Consider the following 18,728-nt stretch of genomic DNA (forward strand, 5'->3'; position numbering starts at 1 on the left):
GAGGTGCGGCGGCGTACTCAGGCGCGGGTGGGGATTTTCAGGTCGCCGTGGATGACGGTGTGGGTCATGTCGCGGGCGAGCATGTTGTGGGGGAAGCCGGGGTCGAAGGCGCTGACCTCGGCGAGCCGGGTCAGGTGGGTGGGGTCGAATTCGACGGTCAGTGCGCCGAGGTTGTCCTCGAGCTGGTCGGAGGTGCGTGCGCCGATGATGGGGGCCGTGACCGCCGGGTTCTGGAGCGTCCAGGCCAGGGCGACCTGGGCGGGGGTCTTGCCGAGGGCGTGGGCTGCGGCCCTCGGCTGAGGTATTGGAGGCGCTGGCGCGTGCGTTGCGGCTGGCTCCCGACGAGCGCGCCTACCTGTTCGATCTGGCTCAGCAGCGCGCGCCCGCGACCGGTAAGCCCGCGAGTGTCGCGGATCCGGCGCTGGTCCGGTTGGTGGCCGATCTCGCGCCGCTACCGGCGATGGTGGTCAACCACCGCTACGACATTCTGGCCTGGAATCACGAAATGTCCCGGGTGCTGGTGGATTTCGAGGAGTTGCCGCCGCATCAGCGCAATTCGATGTGGATGTGCGTGATGCATCCGCTGATCCGGGACGGGTTCTATGTCGACCGGGAAAACATTGTGCGCGAAGGGGTCGCGGATCTGCGGGCGGCCTGGGCCGCGCATCCGGAGGATCGGGTGCTGGCCGATCTGATCGCCGAATTCATCGCGGCCGATACGGAATTCGCGACGATGTGGGATCAGCGGGACGTGCGGGTGAACGGTCGCGGCACCAAGGTGCTGCGGCATCCGGAGGTCGGCCGGGTGGCGGTGCAGTTCGAGGTGTTGATGCCGATGCAGGATCCGGATCATCGGTTGGTGATCTATCGGGCGGCGGACGAGGAGAGTCAGGCGGCGCTGGATCGGCTGTGCGCGGGGTGAGTCACGGGGACCGGAAAAATATTTCGGGAAGTCAGTGAGGATGTGTCGAATCGGGCCGGACGGCTCCGACCGAAGGGTGACAACAGCAGTTCACTTCCATCGAGGAGCACATCATGACCAGCGTCAACACCTTCCTGTGGTTCGACAGCGAGGCCGAGCGGGCGGCGGAGTTCTATGCCGCGACGGTGCCGGATTCGCGGGTCACCGGGATCACGCGTAATCCGGACGGTTCGGCCTTCATCGTGACGCTCGACTTGGCGGGGCAGGCGGTGACGCTGATGAACGGCGGCCCCGGGCATCCGCACACCGACGCGGCGTCCATCCAGGTCATCGTGGACGGTCAGGACGAGGTCGATCGGCTGTGGGCGGCGCTGACCAGCGATGGAAAGCCCGGTCCCTGCGGCTGGCTGACCGATCGGTACGGGCTGTCCTGGCAGGTGGTTCCGTCCGAACTGCCCGAACTGATGAGCGGTCCGCACGCCGCCGCGGTCGGTGCGGCGTTGAACGGTATGTCCAAGATCGAGCTGAAAGGTCTGCGGGAGGCGCACGAGCGCGGGTAGCCCGATCTCCCGGCCGCATCCGGTGTGCGGATGCGGCCGATGTGTGTCCCGAAACCGGCGACCCGCCCGGATTGCCCGCGCACACCGGAACGAATGCCGTAGGTTTGCCCAGAATCGTCCAGTGCATCCGGATCCGAGGAGGGCGCGTGCGGTCAGCCGGGGTCGGCACCGGTGAATTCCCGCTGTCGGCCGCCCAATTGCGGTGGTGGGTGGCACAGCAGCTGTATCCCGAGGTGCCCAATACCGTTGCGATGTACCTGGATCTGACCGGTCCGCTCGATCTCGCGGTGCTGCGGAGCGCCATTGCCCGCGCGGCATGGGAATTGCAGTCTCCGCACGTGCGATTCGTGCCGGGATCGGGCGGGCCGCGGCAGATCCTGGACCCCGACGCGTTCGGTGAGGTGCCGTGTCACGAGCTCGACGATCAGCCCGATCCGGTCGGTGTGGCGGTCGCGGCGATGGCGGAAGACCATGGCGCGCCGGTCGATCTGATCGCGGGGCCGATCACCGTGGCGGAGGTGTTCCGGGTGGGGGCGGCGCGGCATCTGCTGTATCTGCGCAGTCATCACATGGTGTTGGACGGGGTCGGGGCCGCGGCGATTCTGCGTCGGACGGCCGAGCTGTACGTGGCCGGGAGTGGTGGTGGCCGGGAGGGTTCCGGCGAAGATCGCGATGTCGAGGGAAGTCTTGTCGCGCAATCTGTTTCGGATCGTCGGCGACCGCTGACGATACCGGAACTGGTCGAAGACGAACGCGCATACCTGAATTCCGCGCGGGCGGGTGTGGATCGTGAGTACTGGCGTGCGCAGCTGTCCGGCCCGCTGCCTCCCGCCGGGCTCGCGGGACGTACGGCAGCGCCCGCGCCGCAGCCGCATCGCGTCGAAGCGATGCTCTCGGCCGAGACCGCGGAAAGCCTTGCCGCCGTGCGGAATCGGACCGAAGCGAGTTTCGCCGAACTGCTGGTCGGCGCGTTCGCCGGATATCTGGCCGCTGCCCTGGGCGTCGAACAGGTGACGGTGTCGCTGCCGGTCGCGGCCCGGCCGACCGCGGCCCTGCGCCGGTCGGCGGGGTCGGTGTCGAATGTGGTTCCGTTGCGGCTCACCGGGATCGGCGATCTGACGGTGCCCGAGCTGATCGGGCAGGTCCGGGCGCGGGTGATCGGTGCGCTGCGGCATCAGCGTTACCGGTACGAGGACATGCAGCGCGATCGCGGCGAGTCGCAGGTGATCCGAGGCGGATTCGGTCCGGTGCTCAATGTGCTCGGATTCGTCGAACCGCTGCGGATGAGCGGGGTGACCGGTCAGGTGCGGCTGCTGTCGCTGGGGCCGGTGGAGGATCTGCTCGTCAACGGTTATCAACTCGGGCCCGACGAACGCAGCGTCAGCATCGGTATGCAGGCCAATCCGGCGCTGTACTCCGAGGCGGCGCTGGCCTGGCATCATCGCAGATTCCTGGACTACTTCGACCGATTCCTTTCCGCCGCACCGTATCTCGTCGTGCGGGCAGTGGATCCGCCGCGGGTGCTGCCGGAGGTTCCCGGGGTGCGCACCGATCGGGTGCTGGCCGAGCTGCTGTGTTGCCGGGGTCCGCTCGACCGGATCGCGGTGCAGGCGGGTGCGCGGACCTGGACCCGGGCCGAATGGGAGCGGCTGGTTGATCGCTGGGCGCGCGAGTTGATCGAATTCGGTGCGGGCCCAGGGGATTTCGTGATGGTCGCGGTGCCGCGCTCGATGGAATCGGTGCTCGCGGTCTGCGCGGTGGCGCGGGCGGGTGCGGCCTTCGTTCCGGTGGATCCGGCCGATCCCGCCCGGCGGATTTCGGCAATCGCCGTGGATTCCGGTGTGCGCCTGGGTATTACGGTGCGACCGGTTCGCGACGGATTGACCGATGAGGTGGATTGGCTGGTACTCGACGATCCCGGGACCGTGGTCCGGGTCGAGCGGCGTGATGTCCATCCGGTCGCCGAGACCGACCGGCGGCGCGCGCTGCACGTGGGACATCCGGCTTATCTGATCTACACCTCGGGCACGAGCGGAACCCCGAAGGGCGTCGTGGTCGGGCATACGGGTCTGGGCGCGTTGGCCGACCATCTGGTCGAACACTATGGGGTGAACCGGGATTCGCGCATCCTGCACGCGCATTCGCCTGCTTTCGACGCCCATCTGCTCGAACTGCTCGCCGCCTTCGCATCCGGTGCGCGGCTGGTGATCGAACCGCCCGCAGTGATCGCCGGACGTGAGCTGGCGGATCTGCTGAACAGCGCGGCGATCACCCATTTCCTCACCACCCCGGCGGTATTGGCGACCCTGGAACCGCATCAGGTGCCGGGACTGTGCGTCGCGGTGGTGGGCGGGGAGGTGTGTCCACCCGAACTCGTACGCCGCTGGGCGACCCCGCTGCACCTGTTCAACGGCTACGGTCCGACCGAAACCACGGTGATGGCAACGCAATCCGCTCCACTGCGGGCGAGTGGTCCGGTGACGATCGGGCGGGCGCTGCCGGGTGTGCGGGCACTGGTGCTCGATCCGGCCCTGCGGCCGGTGCCGCCGGGAACCCGGGGCGAGCTGTACATCGGCGGTCCGGGGGTGGCATGTGGGTATCTGGGCAGGCCGGGCGCGACGGCCGAACGGTTCGTCGCGGATCCCTTCCGGCCGGGTGAACGGCTGTATCGCACCGGGGATCTCGTGCGCGCCGAAGTGGACGGCACCCTGGAGTTCCTCGGCCGTGCGGACGAGCAGCTCAGCGTGCGGGGGCGTCGGATCGAACCCGCCGAGGTCGAGGCCGCGCTCACGGATCTGCCGCAGGTGGCGCAGGCCGCGGTCACCGTGGTCGACGGTCCCTCGGGGCCGCGGCTGATCGGCTATGTCGTTGCGGCCCAGGGGATCGAGGTCGACGCGGCCGTGATCGTCGCGAGTCTGCGCGCGGTGCTGCCCTCGGCCCTGGTGCCCGCGCAACTGGTCTGCCTCGATCGGCTTCCGGTCACCGCGCACGGCAAGGTCGACCGGGCCGCGCTCGTGGCTCCGGCGCCGGTGAATCGCCCCTATCGTGCACCGGAATCCGTTCTGCAACAACGAGTTACCGAGTGCTTCGCCACTGCGCTGGGAGTGTCGCGGGTCGGACTCGACGACGACTTCTTCGAACTGGGTGGCAATTCGCTGCTGGGAGTGGCGCTTTCGGCCGATCTCGCAGCCGCGACGGGTGCGCCGGTCACCGTGCGATGGCTCTACACCGGTCCGACAGCCGGGGAGTTGGCCGCGCGGATCGAGGGTCATCAGGGCGGCTCGGAGACCGAGGACGGGCTCGGTGCGGTGCTGACACTGCGTCGTGGCGGGTCCGCGCCGCCGCTCTTCTGTATCCATTCCGCGGTACCGCTGGCCTGGTGTTATGCGGGGCTGGCGCGATACGTCACCGATCGTCCGGTATTCGGTCTCCAGGGGCTCACGCCGGAAGGCGAACCCGCCGCCACGATCGACGATCTCGCGGATCACTATGTGACGCATATTCTTCGGATCCAGCCGCAGGGCCCGTACCATCTGCTCGGCTGGTCCCTGGGCGGTCAGATCGCCCATGCCGTCGCCGTGCGTCTGCGTGAACGTGGTTGTGCCGTAGCGGTTCTCGCGATGCTGGACAGCGTCGTATTCCCGGACGGCACCCCGCCGCCGCCGACACCGCGAATGCGTGATCTGCTCACACACCTGCTCGGTGACGAACCCGAGGACGGTGATACGCTCCCCGATCTCACCGCGGCCGAGGCCGCCGCCGAATTGGCCACTGCCGGACCGAGTTTCGGCACGGGATTGACCGCTTCGCAACTGACCCGGCTGCATCGCGGCTACGTCGCGTGTGTGCGTCTGTCCCACGGCTACCGTCCGGACACGTATGACGGTGACCTGCTGTACTTCTCGGCAACGCGCGGGGTGACCGCGTCGCTCGGTGCGGACCTGTGGCGGCCGTACGTGACCGGCGCGCTGAACGAGTATCCCGTCGCGGCCGCGCACGCCCAGCTCACCAATTCCGATGTGGTGGCGGTGATCGGCCCGCTACTGGCCGCGCAGCTGTCCGGAGCGTCCGGGTGAGTGTGCCCGAAGAGACTGCGGCACAACATGATCCCCGATCATCGGCGGATCGGGACGAAGAGGTGCGGACCGGGAGCGATACCGGCGTGCGCTGGCGGCGGCTGTATCGGGACCGGGACTCCTGGGCACGGCTCGACCCCGCCGCGGCCGACTTCACCCGGTGGGTCGACGGACATCTGACGCATCCGCATCCCGATCTCGGGCGCGACGGCCCGGTCTGTCCGTTCGTCCACACGGGGGTCGCGCACGGGTTGCTCTGGGCGGGCCTGGCCGACGGCGGCGACGGGCTCGACACCGCGGATCTGCGGCGGATCGTGGCCGATGCGCTCGCGCAGTATCGCGAGTTGTGCGCCGAGGATCCGGATCGGGTCCGGCAGCTCGCGCTGGTCACCCTCTTCCCGGGCCTGACCCGCTACGAACGCATCGACGCGGCGCATCTGGCCTGTAAATCCGAGGTGGTGCGGCACGGCTTCATGCTGGGGCAGTTCTATCCCGGATGCGGGGTGCCGGGGCTGTGGAATCGCGAGTTCCACCCGCTCGACGCCCCGGTGCCGATGCTGGTGCTGCGCCCGATGATGAGTACGGATTACCCGTTCCTGGCGGGGCGTGCCGAGTGGCTGTACGCCTATCTCACGCATCTCGCGCCGGATCTGCCGCGTCGTCTGCGCTGGGCGATAGCCGAACGGATGCTGGTGGAGGGCGCCGCGGTCGCGGACATCACCGCGCTGCGGGCGCACGCCCGCGACGAACACGCTCGCTGATACCGGTACCGGACCGCCCGCTCGAGGCATACTCCAGGGATGCACCGGCTTCCGCGTTGCCTTTTCGCTCTGTTCGCCGTGATCGCCACCTTCGTCCCGGTCGTCGCGAACGCCGATCCCGGGAGGGGATCCGCGATCGTCGAAGTGCGGCCGCTGGGTGGTCAGCAGTATCGGGTGGTCGTGTACTCCGCGGCCATGAATCGGCCTATCACCCTGTGGGTTTCGCATCCCGATCGGTCCGCGCCGACGCTGTACCTGCTCAACGCCGTCGATGGTGGTGAGGACGGCGGTCCGTGGAACGTGCGCACCGACGCCGCGCGGTTCTTCGCCGACAAACCGGTCAACGTGGTGGTGCCGATCGGCGGCCGGGCCAGCTACTACACCGATTGGGCCGCAGACGATCCCGCGCTCGGGCGCAACGAATGGTCCACCTTCCTGACCCGCGAACTGCCGCCGCTGCTGAACGCGCAGTTCCACACCACCGGGCGCAATGCCGTTGCGGGAGTGTCGATGTCGGGTACCTCGGCGTTGGATCTGGCGATCGAGGCGCCCGGAATGTATCAGGCCGCCGGCGTCTACAGCGGTTGTCCGAGTACGAGCGATCCGGCCTCGCGGGCGCTGGTGTATTCGCAGTTGGCGACGTTCGGTGCGAACGCCGCGAACATGTGGGGCGGGCCGACCAGCGCCGCCTGGTCCGCGCACGATCCGGTGCTGAACGCTGCCCGGCTGCGCGGCGTGGCGCTGTACATTTCCGCGGGTAACGGCGGTGCGGGCGTGCACGACACCCTCGCCGATCCCTCCATCGGCGGCAACCCGGCCACCCTCGCCAACCGCCTGTCGATCGGCGGCACGATGGAGAGCGTCGTGAACGGCTGCACCCGCGCGCTCACCGATCGCCTTGCGGCCCTGAGTATTCCGGCCACCGAGGTGTTCCACGCCGGCACCCACGCCTGGCCCTACTGGCAGGACGATCTGCACAACTCCTGGCCGGTGTTCGCCGCCGCGCTCGGTGTGTGAGCGCGCGTCGGTAGTCGCGGCTGCCTCGACGGCGTCGGTGCCGCTGGCCGTGTGCAGAGGCGGGGCAGGTCGCGGCGATCTTTCGACGTGCCTTCGTGACGTGCCTTCGTGACGTGCCTTCGTGACGTGCCTTCGTGACGTGCCTTCGTGACGTGCCTTCGTGACGTGCCTTCGTGACGTGCCTTCGTGACGCGCCTCCGCGACGTGCCCCTGCGATGCGCCCCCGCGATTCGCCTCAGTGACGCGCCTCCGCGATGTGCTTTCGCGACGCGCTCGCCGAGTTCCGGCCTGGGCGGGCTTCGTCCAGTTGTCCGAGCGGTGGACCCGGTCGGCCGGTCATTTGCGCTGACGAGGGTAGGCGCGGGGGAGTGTGCCAGGTGGTCCTGACGTTGCCGAAATCTGTCGGTGCTGGGTGCCACAATGCGGTATGGCTTACGACGAGGAGTTGGCCGAGCGGATTCGGGATCTGCTGGGGCCGGTGTTGCCCGAGGTGGCCGAGAAGAAGATGTTCGGCGGGTTGGCGTTCCTGATCGGCGGGAATATGGCCGTTGCAGCAAGTGGGCAGGGCGGGATGATGGTGCGGGTCGATCCCGCCCGGGCGGCCGCCTTTCTCGGGGCGGCGGGCGTGGCACCGATGGTCATGGGCGGGCGGGAGATGAAGAACTGGCTGCGGGTGGATACGACGGTCGTGCATGATGACGCGGATCTACAGCAGTGGGTCGAGCGTGGTGTCGAGTACGCGCGCTCGCTGCCGCCGAAATAGGCCACGTCACACAACCCACGTCACCCGGCGTCGTCACACAACCCACGTCACCCGGCGTCGAGCAGCGTTCTGACAGGAGCGTTGCGGTCCGGCGGCTTCGGCTGCATGGTCGCGTCGCCGGAACTCGTGACCGGTGGCATCGCGCCTGGGCGTCCCACCGAGAAGTCCCGGTCAGCGGGAATACTGTCCCGGGCCGGGTGGGAGTGAACCCGGCGAATGTTAGCGTGTGCCTCAGCTCACGCTCGGCGGGCGGGAGCATGAGTTGTACTGCTGAACGGCCGCGGTGATCGGAGCGAGATGATGCGTGCGCTGCAACTGACCGGGCCGGGCACACTCGAGCTGCGGGAGGTTCCGGTTCCCGAGATCGGGCCGGGGGAGCTGCTGTTGCGCGTCGGCGCGGCCGGGATCTGTCATTCGGATTCGTATGTGCTGAGCCTGCCGTTCGCCATGCGCGAGGATCCGTTGACCATGGGGCACGAGATCGCGGGCACCATCGAGGCGATCGGTGCCGAGGTGGACGGGCGCGTCGTCGGTGAGCGCGGGATCGTCTATCTGTGCTGGTCGTGCGGGGTGTGTCGGGAATGTCTGAGGGGGCGCGAGAACGTCTGCCTGGCGGCGGGGCGCACCGCGATGCCGCCCTGCCCGGGGCTGGGTCCGGACGGCGGTATGGCGGAATACGTTGCGATACCGGCGAATTCGTTCGTTCCGATCGGTGACGAGCTGGATTTCGCCGAGGCCGCACCGCTGGCCGACGCCGCGCTGACCCCGTATCACGCCATTCGCGGCGCGCTGGATCAATTGCAACCCGGATCCACCGCCGTGGCCATCGGCATCGGCGGACTCGGGCATGTGGCGGTGCAGATTCTCACCGCGATCACCGACGCCCGCGTCATCGCGGTCGACATCGCTCGGGACAAGCTGGACCTGGCCGCGGATTGTGGTGCGGCACTGGGGATTACGGCCAACGACGACACCGCCGCGCGGATCCTCGAACTCACCGACGGGCGGGGCGCGGAGGCGGTGTTCGACTTCGTCGGCACCGATGCGACCGCGACGCTGGCCGTGCGGGCGGTGGCGCCCGACGGCGCGTACCGGATGGTGGGCCTGGGCGGTGGCGTGCCCGGAATCGATGCCGGACCCGCCGGAGGGCCGGGCCTGCCCTGGGGGGCGACGGTGCGAAAGTCCTACGCGGGCACCAGAAGTGATCTGCACGCGTCGGTCGAGTTGGCGCGGCGGGGTAAGGTTCGGGTCGAGGTGGAGCGTTTCGCGCTGGAGGACGGCCGCGACGCCTTCGAACGTCTCGATCGCGGCGAGATCCGCGGCCGCGCCGTACTGATCCCGTGATGGGTGCCGACGCCATGACCGGCGGTACCGGTTCCACGGTGGGCGGTAGCGACCCATGCCGGGCAACACGGATCCCATGACAGGCCGAACCGACTCCATGACAAGCCGTGCCGATTCCGTGACAGACAGGGAGTAGCCGATGACCGCATCGACCGATCCGCGTGCCGCCGTCGCGCGGATCACCGCCACCCTCACCGGGCCGGGCGGCCCGTTCGAGACCACTGTGGAAGAGGTCCTCGGCGCGCCGCTGACGGTGGTGCGGAACCGCCACCGTGCCCTGTCCGAACTGCTCGATGCCTCGGCCGCCTGGGCCGATCGGGACTACCTGGTGACTGCGGACCGGCGACTGTCCTTCACCGAACACGCCACTGCCGCAAGCGCTCTGGCCGCCGCGCTGGCACGTGACCACGGGGTGGGCAAGGGCGATCGGATCGGAATTCTGGCCGCCAACACCCCCGAATGGGTCGTGACGTTCTGGGCGGCCCAGTGTCTGGGCGCGATCGCGGTCGGCTACAACGCGTGGTGGACGCCGCGCGAGATCGGCTACGGACTCGAACACACCACCCCGAAGGTCGTCATCGCGGACGCGAAAAGAACAGCCCTGCTGCGTGATTCGGGATTCGACGGCCCGGTGCTCACCATGGAGCGCGACGTGCCCGACCTGATCGCCGCGCACACCGGCGCGCATCCCCGCACGCCGGTCGCCGAGGACGATCCCGCGGTCGTGCTCTACACCAGCGGGACCAGCGGACGGCCCAAGGGCGTGGTGCATTCACATCGAAACCTGTTGGCGGTCACCGACTATCACCGTTTCACCGATGCCCTGTCGGCCACGATGCGCGGCCGAGAGTTCTCCGAACCCAGCGACAAGCGCTACCTGCTCACCTCGCCGCTGTTCCACATCGCGAGCCTGCACAACCTGGTCGTGCCACGGCTGCGGACCGGTGCGGCGGTGGTCATGCATCAGGGATCGTTCGCGGTGGATCGGGTATTGCGGCTGGTCGAAGGCGAACGGGTCACCAACTGGGGCGCGGTGCCGACCATGGCCGCGCGCATCCTCGAGCACGATCTGAGCGGTTACGATCTGTCCTCCCTCGCGGCGCTCTCGCTCAACGCCGCGCCCTCCTCCCCGGCTTTCCAACAGCGTCTGCGCGAACGCCTGCCGGTCGCGGAGGTCGGGTTGACGACCAGTTACGGCCTCACCGAAAGTGGTACGGCCGCAACGGTTGCCACGCCCGCCGAGCTGTCCGCGTATCCGGAGACGGTGGGCCGCCCGATCCTCGGCGTGGAGGTCGAGATCCGCGATGTGACGGGCGCGGCGCTGCCCGACGGTGCGGAAGGCGAGATCTGTGTGCGCAGCCCGTACGTGATGCTCGGGTACTGGAACGACGAGGCCGCCACCGCCGCGGCCATCGACGGCGAACGTTGGCTGCGCACAGGCGATTTCGGCACCCTCGCCGACGGCCGCCTGCATCTGTCCGGCCGCCGCAGCGATCTCATCCTGCGCGGCGGTGAGAACGTGTACCCCATCGAGATCGAGAACGCCCTGGACGAACATGCCGCGGTGGTCGAGTCGGCGGTTCTCGGTGTGCCGCACGAGGATCTGGGGCAGGAGGTGGCCGCGGTGGTGGTCGTGGACGAGGCCGACGCGGTGACGCCCGAGCAGTTGCGTGCCTTCGTCGCCGAGCGGCTCGCCTACTTCAAGGTGCCCTCGCACTGGGTGATCACCACGGAACCGTTGCCGCGCAACGCAACCGGTAAGGTCGTTCGCCGCGAGATCCAGCTGTAGCTCAGCCACGTCGCAGGTGCACGACCCAGACCAGCGCACCGAGCGCACCGGTGTTGGCCAGGGCGCGCAGGATGTTCAAGCGCACCCATGAGGTCTCGAATTGTGCTCGCAGCGTGGCGAAGTCGCCGGTGTGCGCATCGGCCAGGCGATTGTTCAGCGGGATGTTGCCGCCCGAGGTGATCAGGAAGCTCAGCACGTTCAGCGCGACCGCCGCCAGGATCCACCACAGCACCGTGCGCTGATCGCCGCGCAGGTGCAGTACCGCGGCCAGCGCGGTGAACGCGACCGAGCCCAGGAAGCTCAGCATGAACACCGGATTGACGATGACCACGTTGATCCGGTTCATCACCTCCACGAACGTGCGGTCGTCGACCTGGCGCAGGGCGAGCATCACCGAGCAGGCGTAGGCGTAGAAGACCCCGGCCAGCAGACCGGTCGTAATCGTCGCTGCCACAAGGGAAATCGTGCCGAAGGTCTGGGATGTCGCGGGTGCTGTCGTCGTCATGGATCCAGTACAGCCGTCCGCGCCGCCGGTGCCCATGGTCCGGACACGCAGAAACATATGCGAGCGTCTACGCGGCCGGGCGGGGTCAGTTCTGCCGGGGCAGCAGTTCGGCCGCGAATCGATCGATGAACTCCTCGTAGGGGCGGTCGCCGGTGGTGCTGATGACGAATTTGCTCAGACCGGCCGCAATATATCCGTCGATCAGGCGATGCAGACCCGGCCAGCCGTTCGCGATGAGTTCGCTCGGATCGATGTCCGGGCGGCGGCTGCGGATCTGCGCGGCGCGTTCGGGCGCGATGCCGTCCTCGGCGAGGAATACGGTGATGCCGTAGTGGTCGTCCTCGATCTCCCGGCCTGCCTGGTCCGCGGCGTCCCGGATGGTTTCGCGGGCGCGTCCGGCCTCGGCGGGAGTCAGGAAGCTGCCCAGCCAGCCGTCGGCGAGGCGGCCCACCCGGCGCAGTCCCGCCGGGGCCGAACCGCCGAGCCAGATGTCCAGCGGCCGGGTCGGGCGCGCCTCGAGCCCTTCGCCGTCGAGGGTGAAGAATTCGCCCGCGAAGTCGACGCGTTCGGAGTCCAGCACCTCGCGCAGCAGTCGCAGCGATTCGTCGAAGACCGCCGCGCGTTTGCCCGGCGGTACCGGGAACAGGTCGTGTTCTGCGGGTTGTGCGGGCCGCAGGCCGAAGACGGGCAGCACCCGTTTCGGGGCCAGGGCCGCCAGCGTGGCCAGCTGTTTGGCCACCAGCACCGGATGCCGGCCCGGCAGAATCGCCACCGAGGTCCCGACCTTGAGCCGCGTCGTCCGGGACAGCGCGAACGCCATCCCGACCGTGGGATCCACGGCCTTGGAGTACACGAGTTCCGGCAGCCACAGCGAATCCACCCCGGCCTCTTCGAGCCGGTCCACAAACCCCGGGAACCGCCCCGGATCGCTCCCGATCCCCGCGGCCACCCCGAACCGAACCTTCATACGCGACTCCTTCGCCGACTCCATTCGATGCCAACCCGAAATCGGGCCCCGGCCATTCCCGGTGGAGAGGATCGGGTCCGGAAAGACGGAACCGCGCGGTTCGAGGGCGCGCCTCGCGGCGAGGACTATCGTGCGACTGTGCAGCGATTCGAGGCGAGGATCGAACCGCGCGCGGTGGCGGCGCATTCGTGCCGGCACCTGCTGCGGTGATCACCGCGATCACCGAAGCCAAACGTCCGCAGACGCGAAACAGCCGTATCGAGAAGGCTGTCTACTCACTGCGTTAGCAGGTTGGCTTCGTTACTTCGAAAAATATTGGCTGCCAGTATGTGTCGCTGAAATAACACACCATTCACCCGATCCGGGACCGGTCCCATGGCAACTGTGCCAGGCTGTGGGAAGTCGTCGTTTGACAAAGCGGCACAGCACTGTTGGGGAGATATGCGTGCGGGATATGACCGGGGAGAGCGAGCGTGTCTGAATTCGAAGGGGCCGACCTCTTCTATCGGCTGATCGGGGCGTTGTTCATCCGGCAGCGGGGCGACTGGCCCCGTGAGCTGGACGAAACGAAGAAAGGGAAGTTGTACTGGCACGGCGGCTATCCCAAAGCCGAACGGACCAAATCCCAAGGGCTGCCGATGCTTTGTCTCGTGCAACCCGACGAGTCGGCGTCGGATGCGATGGTCACCAGGATCAACGCATTGCTGGGGGAAGCGCGAGCGGGTAGGCGATCGGCGAGCCCGCCGCACGCCCGGTTGCGGGACTTTCTCGGTGCGGAGACGACGAGTGCCATCGAGGAGGACGCGCAGGCCGCGAAAGACGCACGAGCTCAGGAGAATTCGGCCGACCCTGACCGGGCAAGGGATAGCCGGGCCGAGACCTGGTCCACCACCGATGTGAAGGTTGTCCGGGATCTGCTGCTGCAAGCGCGCACGCTGCTCTCGGACAGCCGCGGCCAATTCGGCCGCCGATTGCGATTTCCGCTGTTCTCCCTGGTGATTCTCCTGATGGACAGCAGCTCCGATGCGAACGCCCCGGACGACAAGGGCTGGCGGCTGCGCCTGTTCCGGCAGCAGGGCCCGATGCGGCAGATCGAGACGGCGGTGCAGACGGTCGACAAAGAGGTTGCGGCAGGCAGGTTCTGGTGGCGGCTGTCGCTGTGGGGGATGTACCTGGTGACGCTCGGACTCTTCCGTCTCGTGCTGACCGGACGAATTCCCTTGCTGTCCGGCCGATATCGCTGGTTCATGCGGCAGCCGCATCTGGCGCCGGAGTTGTCGGGAACCTTCACTCGATTCGCCGAACGCGTGACCGATTGGGAGAACGAGGATCCGGAGTATGTCGCTCGGCTGTTGATGAACGCATTTCTCGAGGACCTGCGGCGTTCCTATCGCCTGCCGTGGTGGAAGGCCGGGGGGACGCGCCGGATGACCTATCCGGTCCTGCTGTTGGACGCTGCCGCGCTGGCGGCGGGTGGGGACCGAATTCTGCGGTTGGTCAACGTGATACGCAATCAGACCGGTCTGTTCGACCCGCTGCTGATCGTCGCGATCGGCCCGGATGTGCAACCGAATCCGGGCCGCCGGGAGCGGGACCATCTCGAGGTCGAGTCGGCCACCGAAGCGGTCACGGCATATACCAACTGGCGCAAGCAACTTCCGGAGAGCCGGATGGCGCGTTCGGACAGCGCCTGGTATCTCCTGTTCGACGTGTCCGAGTCCGCCGGTGCGGCAGGGACTTCCGGTCGCGGGACGTTCGCGAACTACAACCTGAGTACCGTCGAGGAGATCGCGTCGATCCGTCCACCGCTCTGGGCTCGCGGATCGGTCCGCGGCTCGGTGGTGGGGCTGGTCGTGGTCCTGGTCGCGGCCGGATTGTCGCTGGCTGTGGTGCAGCGGAGCCGAAACCATTGCTGGACACTGGATCTGCACCCCACACTCGATCGCAACGGTTCCGAATGCATCGGTATCACCGACGGATCCCACAACCTGTTCCAGCCGTCGGACGCGGCCAGCGGACAGGCCGAGCATGTCATCTACCAGCAGAACCTGGAAGCCGCGAAACTGCATGCGCAGCAACCGAATCGGCCGTACGTCACCATCGCGGAGGTGGAGGCGACGACGTCCTCGGACGGTTCCCCCGACGGCCTGACCGCCGAACGTGAAAGTCTCGAAGGTGTGGCGACCGCGCAACGGCGGCAGCTGGATCAGTCCGGCGACGCGGATCCGATCGTGCGGGTGCTGCTGGTCAACGCCGGGCAGGGGATGCAGCAGGCCGCGAACGTGGCTCGTCGGCTCGGTGAGTACGCGGTGCGGGATCCCTCGCTGATCGGGGTGATCGGTCTCGATATGAGCAGTGCCCCGACCATGGACATGGTGCACGCGCTCAGTGCGGCGGGGTTGCCGATGGTGGCCTCGACCCTCTCGGTGGAGCGGGTGGGAACGGGGCATCCGATGTATTTCCAAGTGGCGCCGACGAATACGACCGAGGCGCAGGTGGTCGCGGCGTTCGCGGCGGACCGCGCGGGGAAGGATGCCTCGATACCGCGGTCCGTGCGGATCTACTACTCCGAGGACCCGGCCGACATCTACAGTAGCGATCTGCGGTACGCCGCTCAGAAAGCGTTCGGTGACAAGGGATTTCAGGTGCAGAGCACCTCGTTCCCGCCGGGCAGGGCGACCAGGGTCGGTCAGGACACCTGTGGGTACCACGGTTTCGTCTTCTTCGCCGGACGCGGCGTGCCGGATTACGGTGACTTCCTCGACGGCGCGACGAAGTGTTCCAGTCCCGCGATATTCATCGGCGACGACGACGTCAGCCGCTATGTCGCGGACACGGAGAAGCGGATGCAATACCGCGCGGTGGACTTCGACTACGTCTCCTTCGCGTTCGCCCCACCGATCCGGGACCGGCACGGTGCGGAAGTGGATTTCTACGAGGAGCTCGAGAAGCTGTTCGACTTCGAGAAGCATCCGGAAACGGGCCGATCCCTCGACGGGCACGCGGCGCTCGCCTACGACGCGGCGGAGGTGATCATCACCGCGGTGAGTTATCTGCGGACGGGGCCCGACGAGTTGCCGATCACGCCGGGCACGGTGTGGCGCGAGATCACCGACATCCACGACGCCGAGAATCAGCATCTACAGATCGATGGGGTCAGCGGCACCGTCGATTACGGCGGCGATATCACCCGGCAGGTGCCCAAGGACAAGCCCGTGGACATCGTGCAGGTCCATCAGGGGAAGGTGAACGGCGAGATCGTCGGCTTCTGCGGCAGCAGCAAAGGGCATCAGCCGTCTTCGTGGTGTCCGCCCCTCACCAGCAGAAGCGGGTCGGATGGGTGAAAAGCCATGCGACGATGACGATTCCGGTCACCATGGTCACGACCGCGACGGATACGGACAGCCGGGTCCGGGTGCGCAGCGCCCAGATGACGAAGGGTAGGGCCCAGACGGTGACGGTGGCGATCACCCACCAGCCGCCGGTCATGTCCACGCGGGCCGTGGTGGTGCCACAGCGGGTGTCGGCGGCGGCGAAGACTCCGATCGCGACGCTGTACGCGGCCGCTATCGTCCAGACGATCGCCGACAGCGTGAGCAGCACTCGCACCGCGATTCGGGATGGGGACACGGCAATATCCTGCACCCGGTCAGCCGGGCAGGGGCAGGAATTCGACCAGGGCGCCGTTCTCGGCGTGGGCGGGGACGATCACCAGGCCGTCGCGATCCAGCAGACCCGCCAGGTGGGCCGTGCGGATGCCGGGGTCGCCGGTCCAGCCGCCTTCCGGGAGGGCCTGCGCGGGCACGATACGCGGGACCGGGCCGGAGATGTCGGCGGCGTTGTGCAACGGTCCGATGATCGCGCGGCGGGGTGTGCGGCCGGTGCGGCCCTCGACGATCGCGGGAGCCAGAGTGAGCAGTGTTGCGACCGCCGCGAACGGGTTTCCGGGTAGGCCAAGAACGGTTGTCCCGCTGCGGGTTTCGGCGACGACCGTGGAGCCGCCGGGGCGTAGTCGCAAGCGGTGCACCGGGAGGTGGGCTCCGGTGCGGTCCAGGGCCGTGCGGAGCTGGTCGGCCGCGCCGCCGCCGGTCGCGCCGACGATCACCAGCAGTTCGCAGTCCACCGCCCGCGACAGCACCTCGTCGAAACCATTCGCGGTGTCGCGCAGGTGAACTCGGTCCAGGGGTCGAATTCCGCACCAGGACAACAGATCCGGAAGCACGGGGCCGATGGAGTCGCGGGTCTGCCCGGTGTGCAGCGGGCCGTCGCTGCGAATCTCGTCGCCCGTCATGACGATTCGCGCGTGCACCGGGCCGCGCACCAGGCCCTCGGACACCTCGGCCGCGGCGGCGACCGACAGGAGTGCGGAGGACACCGGTGTGCCCGTGGGGGCGAGGGCGTCGCCGGGTTGCCAGTCCTCGCCGCGGCGGCGGATGTCGTCGCGAATCGGGCTGTCCGGCAAGCGATGTAGGCCCTCGGCGTCGGTTCGGACGAATTCGTCGCGGACCACCGCCTCGGTGCCCTCGGGGATGTGCGCGCCGGTGGCGATGCGCACGGCCTCCCCGGCGTGCAGTCCGGCGGGACGTTCGCCTCCGGCGAAGCCGATGTCGTGCCGCACCCGCCACGGTTCGGGTCCGCGCACCGCGTAGCCGTCCATGGCGGAGACGTCGAATCGCGGTAGTGCCTCGGCGGCGGTCAACGATTCGGCCAGTACCGCGCCGACGGCCCGGCGCAGCGTTACGCGCCGGTTCGGCAGCCGGGACAGCTTGTCGCGCACCATGTTTCGGGCCTGTTCCAGGGAGAGCGGTGCGGCCTGCGCGCGGGCTCGGGCGATATCGTCCGGGGTGTCGCAGTCGGTGATATCGGACAGCGGCAGCAGCAGGGCGGTTTCCGGGATCAGGGCCTTCATGGGCTGATTGACCGGTGCGTCGAGCCGCTCGATCCCGGCGTGCAGGGCGGTGCGACGCCAGACCCCGACCAGATATTGCGGACGTCCGGACTCGTCGGCGGCGAACACCGCATCGGCCCCGGACTCGGTGGCGCGGGCAATCAGCGCGTCGATCGCCGCGCCGTTCAGGAACGGCATATCGGCCGCCAGCACGACCAGCAGATCGGCGGGAAAATCGCAGTCCGCCAACGCTTTCAGCCCGGTCGAGATCGCGGCCACCGGACCGGCCCCGGCAGGCACCTCCTGCACCTGCCGAATCTCCGGCCCCAGATCCGGCCGATGCGGCCCCACCACCACCGTGCGCACACACCCGCGCACCGCCGCGACCGCGGCCTCCAACATCGACCGCCCGCCGACCACGATCCCAGGCTTGTCCACCCCACCCATCCGACTGGCCCGTCCACCGGCCAGCACGATCGCATCCACCGTGCTCACGATCGCTCACCCGCGCGGTACTCCATGCGCCGATCGTAGTTCGTCCGGCCGACGCGACTACGTCACAGCGGGTGCCAGGTCGTGGTCGCGATCGTCCACTCGCGCGGCACTTCATGTGTTGCTGTGGTTCGTCCGTCGATACGGCGACGTCACAGCGGCGGTCGTGGTCGCGATCGTCCACTTGCGCCGCACTTTATGCGTTGCTGTGGTTCGTCCGTCGATACGGCGACGTTACAGCGGCGGTCGTGGTCGCGATCGTCCACTTGCGCCGCACTTTATGCGTTGCTGTGGTTCGTCCGTCGATACGGCTTCGTCGCGGCGTGGTCGTGGTGGTCTACCCGCGCGGCACTTCGTGCGTTGCCGTAGTTCGCGCGTCGACAGGGCTGTGTCGAGAGGTTTGTAATAGCGAGGCGGTGGTCGGTCGTGGTCGCGATAACCGACCTGCGCGGTGCTTCATGCGGTTTTGTAGTTCGTCCGGCCGACACGACTACAGCACAGCGGGGTGGTGCCGGTCAGTGCTGGTGGGGGCGGAGTAGGCGGAATTCGTAGGTTTCCGGGTCGGCGAGGGTGATGGGTGGGGTGGTGTTGGCGGCCAGTTACGAGGCGAAGGCGCGCGGGATACGGACGCCGATGAACGGTCG

General features: G+C 68.1%; 14 protein-coding genes. 9 read left to right on the forward strand and 5 right to left on the reverse strand.

Annotated elements, in window-relative coordinates; translation table 11 throughout:
- Nucleotides 1-17: 17 nt before the first annotated feature.
- Nucleotides 18-305, reverse strand: coding sequence for an aldo/keto reductase (locus tag NRB20_RS15485; RefSeq protein ID WP_319944968.1), 288 nt, complete (start codon nucleotides 303-305; stop codon nucleotides 18-20).
- On the opposite strand from NRB20_RS15485, the gene NRB20_RS15490 reads away from it, so the two are divergent.
- The 8 genes from NRB20_RS15490 to NRB20_RS15525 all read left to right on the forward strand — a co-directional run bounded on the left by NRB20_RS15490 (nucleotide 305) and on the right by NRB20_RS15525 (nucleotide 11,232).
- Nucleotides 305-922: an MmyB family transcriptional regulator gene (locus NRB20_RS15490; protein ID WP_227833501.1), complete on the forward strand. Its 618-nt coding sequence runs from the start codon at nucleotides 305-307 to the stop codon at nucleotides 920-922. The genes NRB20_RS15485 and NRB20_RS15490 overlap by 1 nt on opposite strands.
- Before the next feature lie 113 nt (nucleotides 923-1,035).
- Nucleotides 1,036-1,482: a VOC family protein gene (locus tag NRB20_RS15495; RefSeq protein ID WP_153410738.1), complete on the forward strand. Its 447-nt coding sequence runs from the start codon at nucleotides 1,036-1,038 to the stop codon at nucleotides 1,480-1,482.
- Between the two features lie 146 nt (nucleotides 1,483-1,628).
- Entirely contained in the window at nucleotides 1,629-5,558 is a 3,930-nt protein-coding gene (locus NRB20_RS15500) for an amino acid adenylation domain-containing protein (RefSeq protein ID WP_319944954.1), read from the forward strand.
- Entirely contained in the window at nucleotides 5,555-6,319 is a 765-nt protein-coding gene (locus NRB20_RS15505; protein ID WP_319944955.1) for a DUF6875 domain-containing protein, read from the forward strand. The genes NRB20_RS15500 and NRB20_RS15505 overlap by 4 nt, the downstream gene beginning before the upstream one ends.
- Nucleotides 6,320-6,358: 39 nt before the next feature.
- Nucleotides 6,359-7,336 carry an alpha/beta hydrolase gene (locus NRB20_RS15510; protein ID WP_153410739.1) on the forward strand — a complete coding sequence of 326 codons (978 nt, stop codon included), beginning with the start codon at nucleotides 6,359-6,361 and terminating at the stop codon, nucleotides 7,334-7,336.
- A gap of 427 nt (nucleotides 7,337-7,763) precedes the next feature.
- Nucleotides 7,764-8,099, forward strand: a complete 336-nt coding sequence (locus tag NRB20_RS15515; protein WP_153410740.1) for a TfoX/Sxy family protein — start codon at nucleotides 7,764-7,766, stop codon at nucleotides 8,097-8,099.
- A gap of 300 nt (nucleotides 8,100-8,399) precedes the next feature.
- Nucleotides 8,400-9,443 (forward strand): NAD(P)-dependent alcohol dehydrogenase, encoded by a 1,044-nt coding sequence (locus tag NRB20_RS15520; RefSeq protein ID WP_153410741.1) that lies wholly within the window; start codon nucleotides 8,400-8,402, stop codon nucleotides 9,441-9,443.
- 139 nt (nucleotides 9,444-9,582) lie between these two features.
- Complete coding sequence (locus NRB20_RS15525) at nucleotides 9,583-11,232, forward strand: class I adenylate-forming enzyme family protein (RefSeq protein WP_153410742.1); 1,650 nt, start codon at nucleotides 9,583-9,585, stop codon at nucleotides 11,230-11,232.
- A gap of 1 nt (nucleotide 11,233) precedes the next feature.
- Here NRB20_RS15525 and NRB20_RS15530 read toward each other — a convergent pair whose 3' ends face one another.
- Together NRB20_RS15530 and NRB20_RS15535 are read right to left on the reverse strand one after the other, a co-directional pair.
- Nucleotides 11,234-11,737, reverse strand: a complete 504-nt coding sequence (locus NRB20_RS15530; RefSeq protein WP_153410743.1) for an anthrone oxygenase family protein — start codon at nucleotides 11,735-11,737, stop codon at nucleotides 11,234-11,236.
- 85 nt (nucleotides 11,738-11,822) lie between these two features.
- Nucleotides 11,823-12,704 carry a TIGR03854 family LLM class F420-dependent oxidoreductase gene (locus NRB20_RS15535; protein WP_153410744.1) on the reverse strand — a complete coding sequence of 294 codons (882 nt, stop codon included), beginning with the start codon at nucleotides 12,702-12,704 and terminating at the stop codon, nucleotides 11,823-11,825.
- Nucleotides 12,705-13,177: 473 nt separating this feature from the next.
- On the opposite strand from NRB20_RS15535, the gene NRB20_RS15540 reads away from it, so the two are divergent.
- Nucleotides 13,178-16,048, forward strand: coding sequence for a type 1 periplasmic-binding domain-containing protein (locus tag NRB20_RS15540; protein WP_153410745.1), 2,871 nt, complete (start codon nucleotides 13,178-13,180; stop codon nucleotides 16,046-16,048).
- Here the strand turns inward: NRB20_RS15540 and NRB20_RS15545 are convergent.
- Together NRB20_RS15545 and NRB20_RS15550 are read right to left on the reverse strand one after the other, a co-directional pair.
- Nucleotides 16,020-16,334 carry a hypothetical protein gene (locus tag NRB20_RS15545; RefSeq protein WP_153410746.1) on the reverse strand — a complete coding sequence of 105 codons (315 nt, stop codon included), beginning with the start codon at nucleotides 16,332-16,334 and terminating at the stop codon, nucleotides 16,020-16,022. The genes NRB20_RS15540 and NRB20_RS15545 overlap by 29 nt on opposite strands.
- A 19-nt stretch (nucleotides 16,335-16,353) precedes the next feature.
- Nucleotides 16,354-18,087 carry an NTP transferase domain-containing protein gene (locus NRB20_RS15550; protein ID WP_319944956.1) on the reverse strand — a complete coding sequence of 578 codons (1,734 nt, stop codon included), beginning with the start codon at nucleotides 18,085-18,087 and terminating at the stop codon, nucleotides 16,354-16,356.
- Between the last annotated feature and the right edge of the window lie 641 nt (nucleotides 18,088-18,728).

This window comes from Nocardia macrotermitis (assembly GCF_009604405.1).
GTDB classification, from domain to species: Bacteria; Actinomycetota; Actinomycetes; order Mycobacteriales; family Mycobacteriaceae; genus Nocardia; species Nocardia macrotermitis.

What these genes read in the sequence shown, in the direction of transcription:
- NRB20_RS15495 (WP_153410738.1), top strand. Translation starts at nt 1,036, where the DNA reads ATGACCAGCGTCAACACCTTCCTGTGGTTCGACAGCGAGGCCGAGCGG.
- NRB20_RS15510 (WP_153410739.1), top strand. Translation starts at nt 6,359, where the DNA reads ATGCACCGGCTTCCGCGTTGCCTTTTCGCTCTGTTCGCCGTGATCGCC.
- NRB20_RS15515 (WP_153410740.1), top strand. Translation starts at nt 7,764, where the DNA reads ATGGCTTACGACGAGGAGTTGGCCGAGCGGATTCGGGATCTGCTGGGG.
- NRB20_RS15520 (WP_153410741.1), top strand. Translation starts at nt 8,400, where the DNA reads ATGCGTGCGCTGCAACTGACCGGGCCGGGCACACTCGAGCTGCGGGAG.
- NRB20_RS15525 (WP_153410742.1), top strand. Translation starts at nt 9,583, where the DNA reads ATGACCGCATCGACCGATCCGCGTGCCGCCGTCGCGCGGATCACCGCC.
- NRB20_RS15530 (WP_153410743.1), bottom strand. Translation starts at nt 11,737, where the DNA reads ATGACGACGACAGCACCCGCGACATCCCAGACCTTCGGCACGATTTCC.
- NRB20_RS15535 (WP_153410744.1), bottom strand. Translation starts at nt 12,704, where the DNA reads ATGAAGGTTCGGTTCGGGGTGGCCGCGGGGATCGGGAGCGATCCGGGG.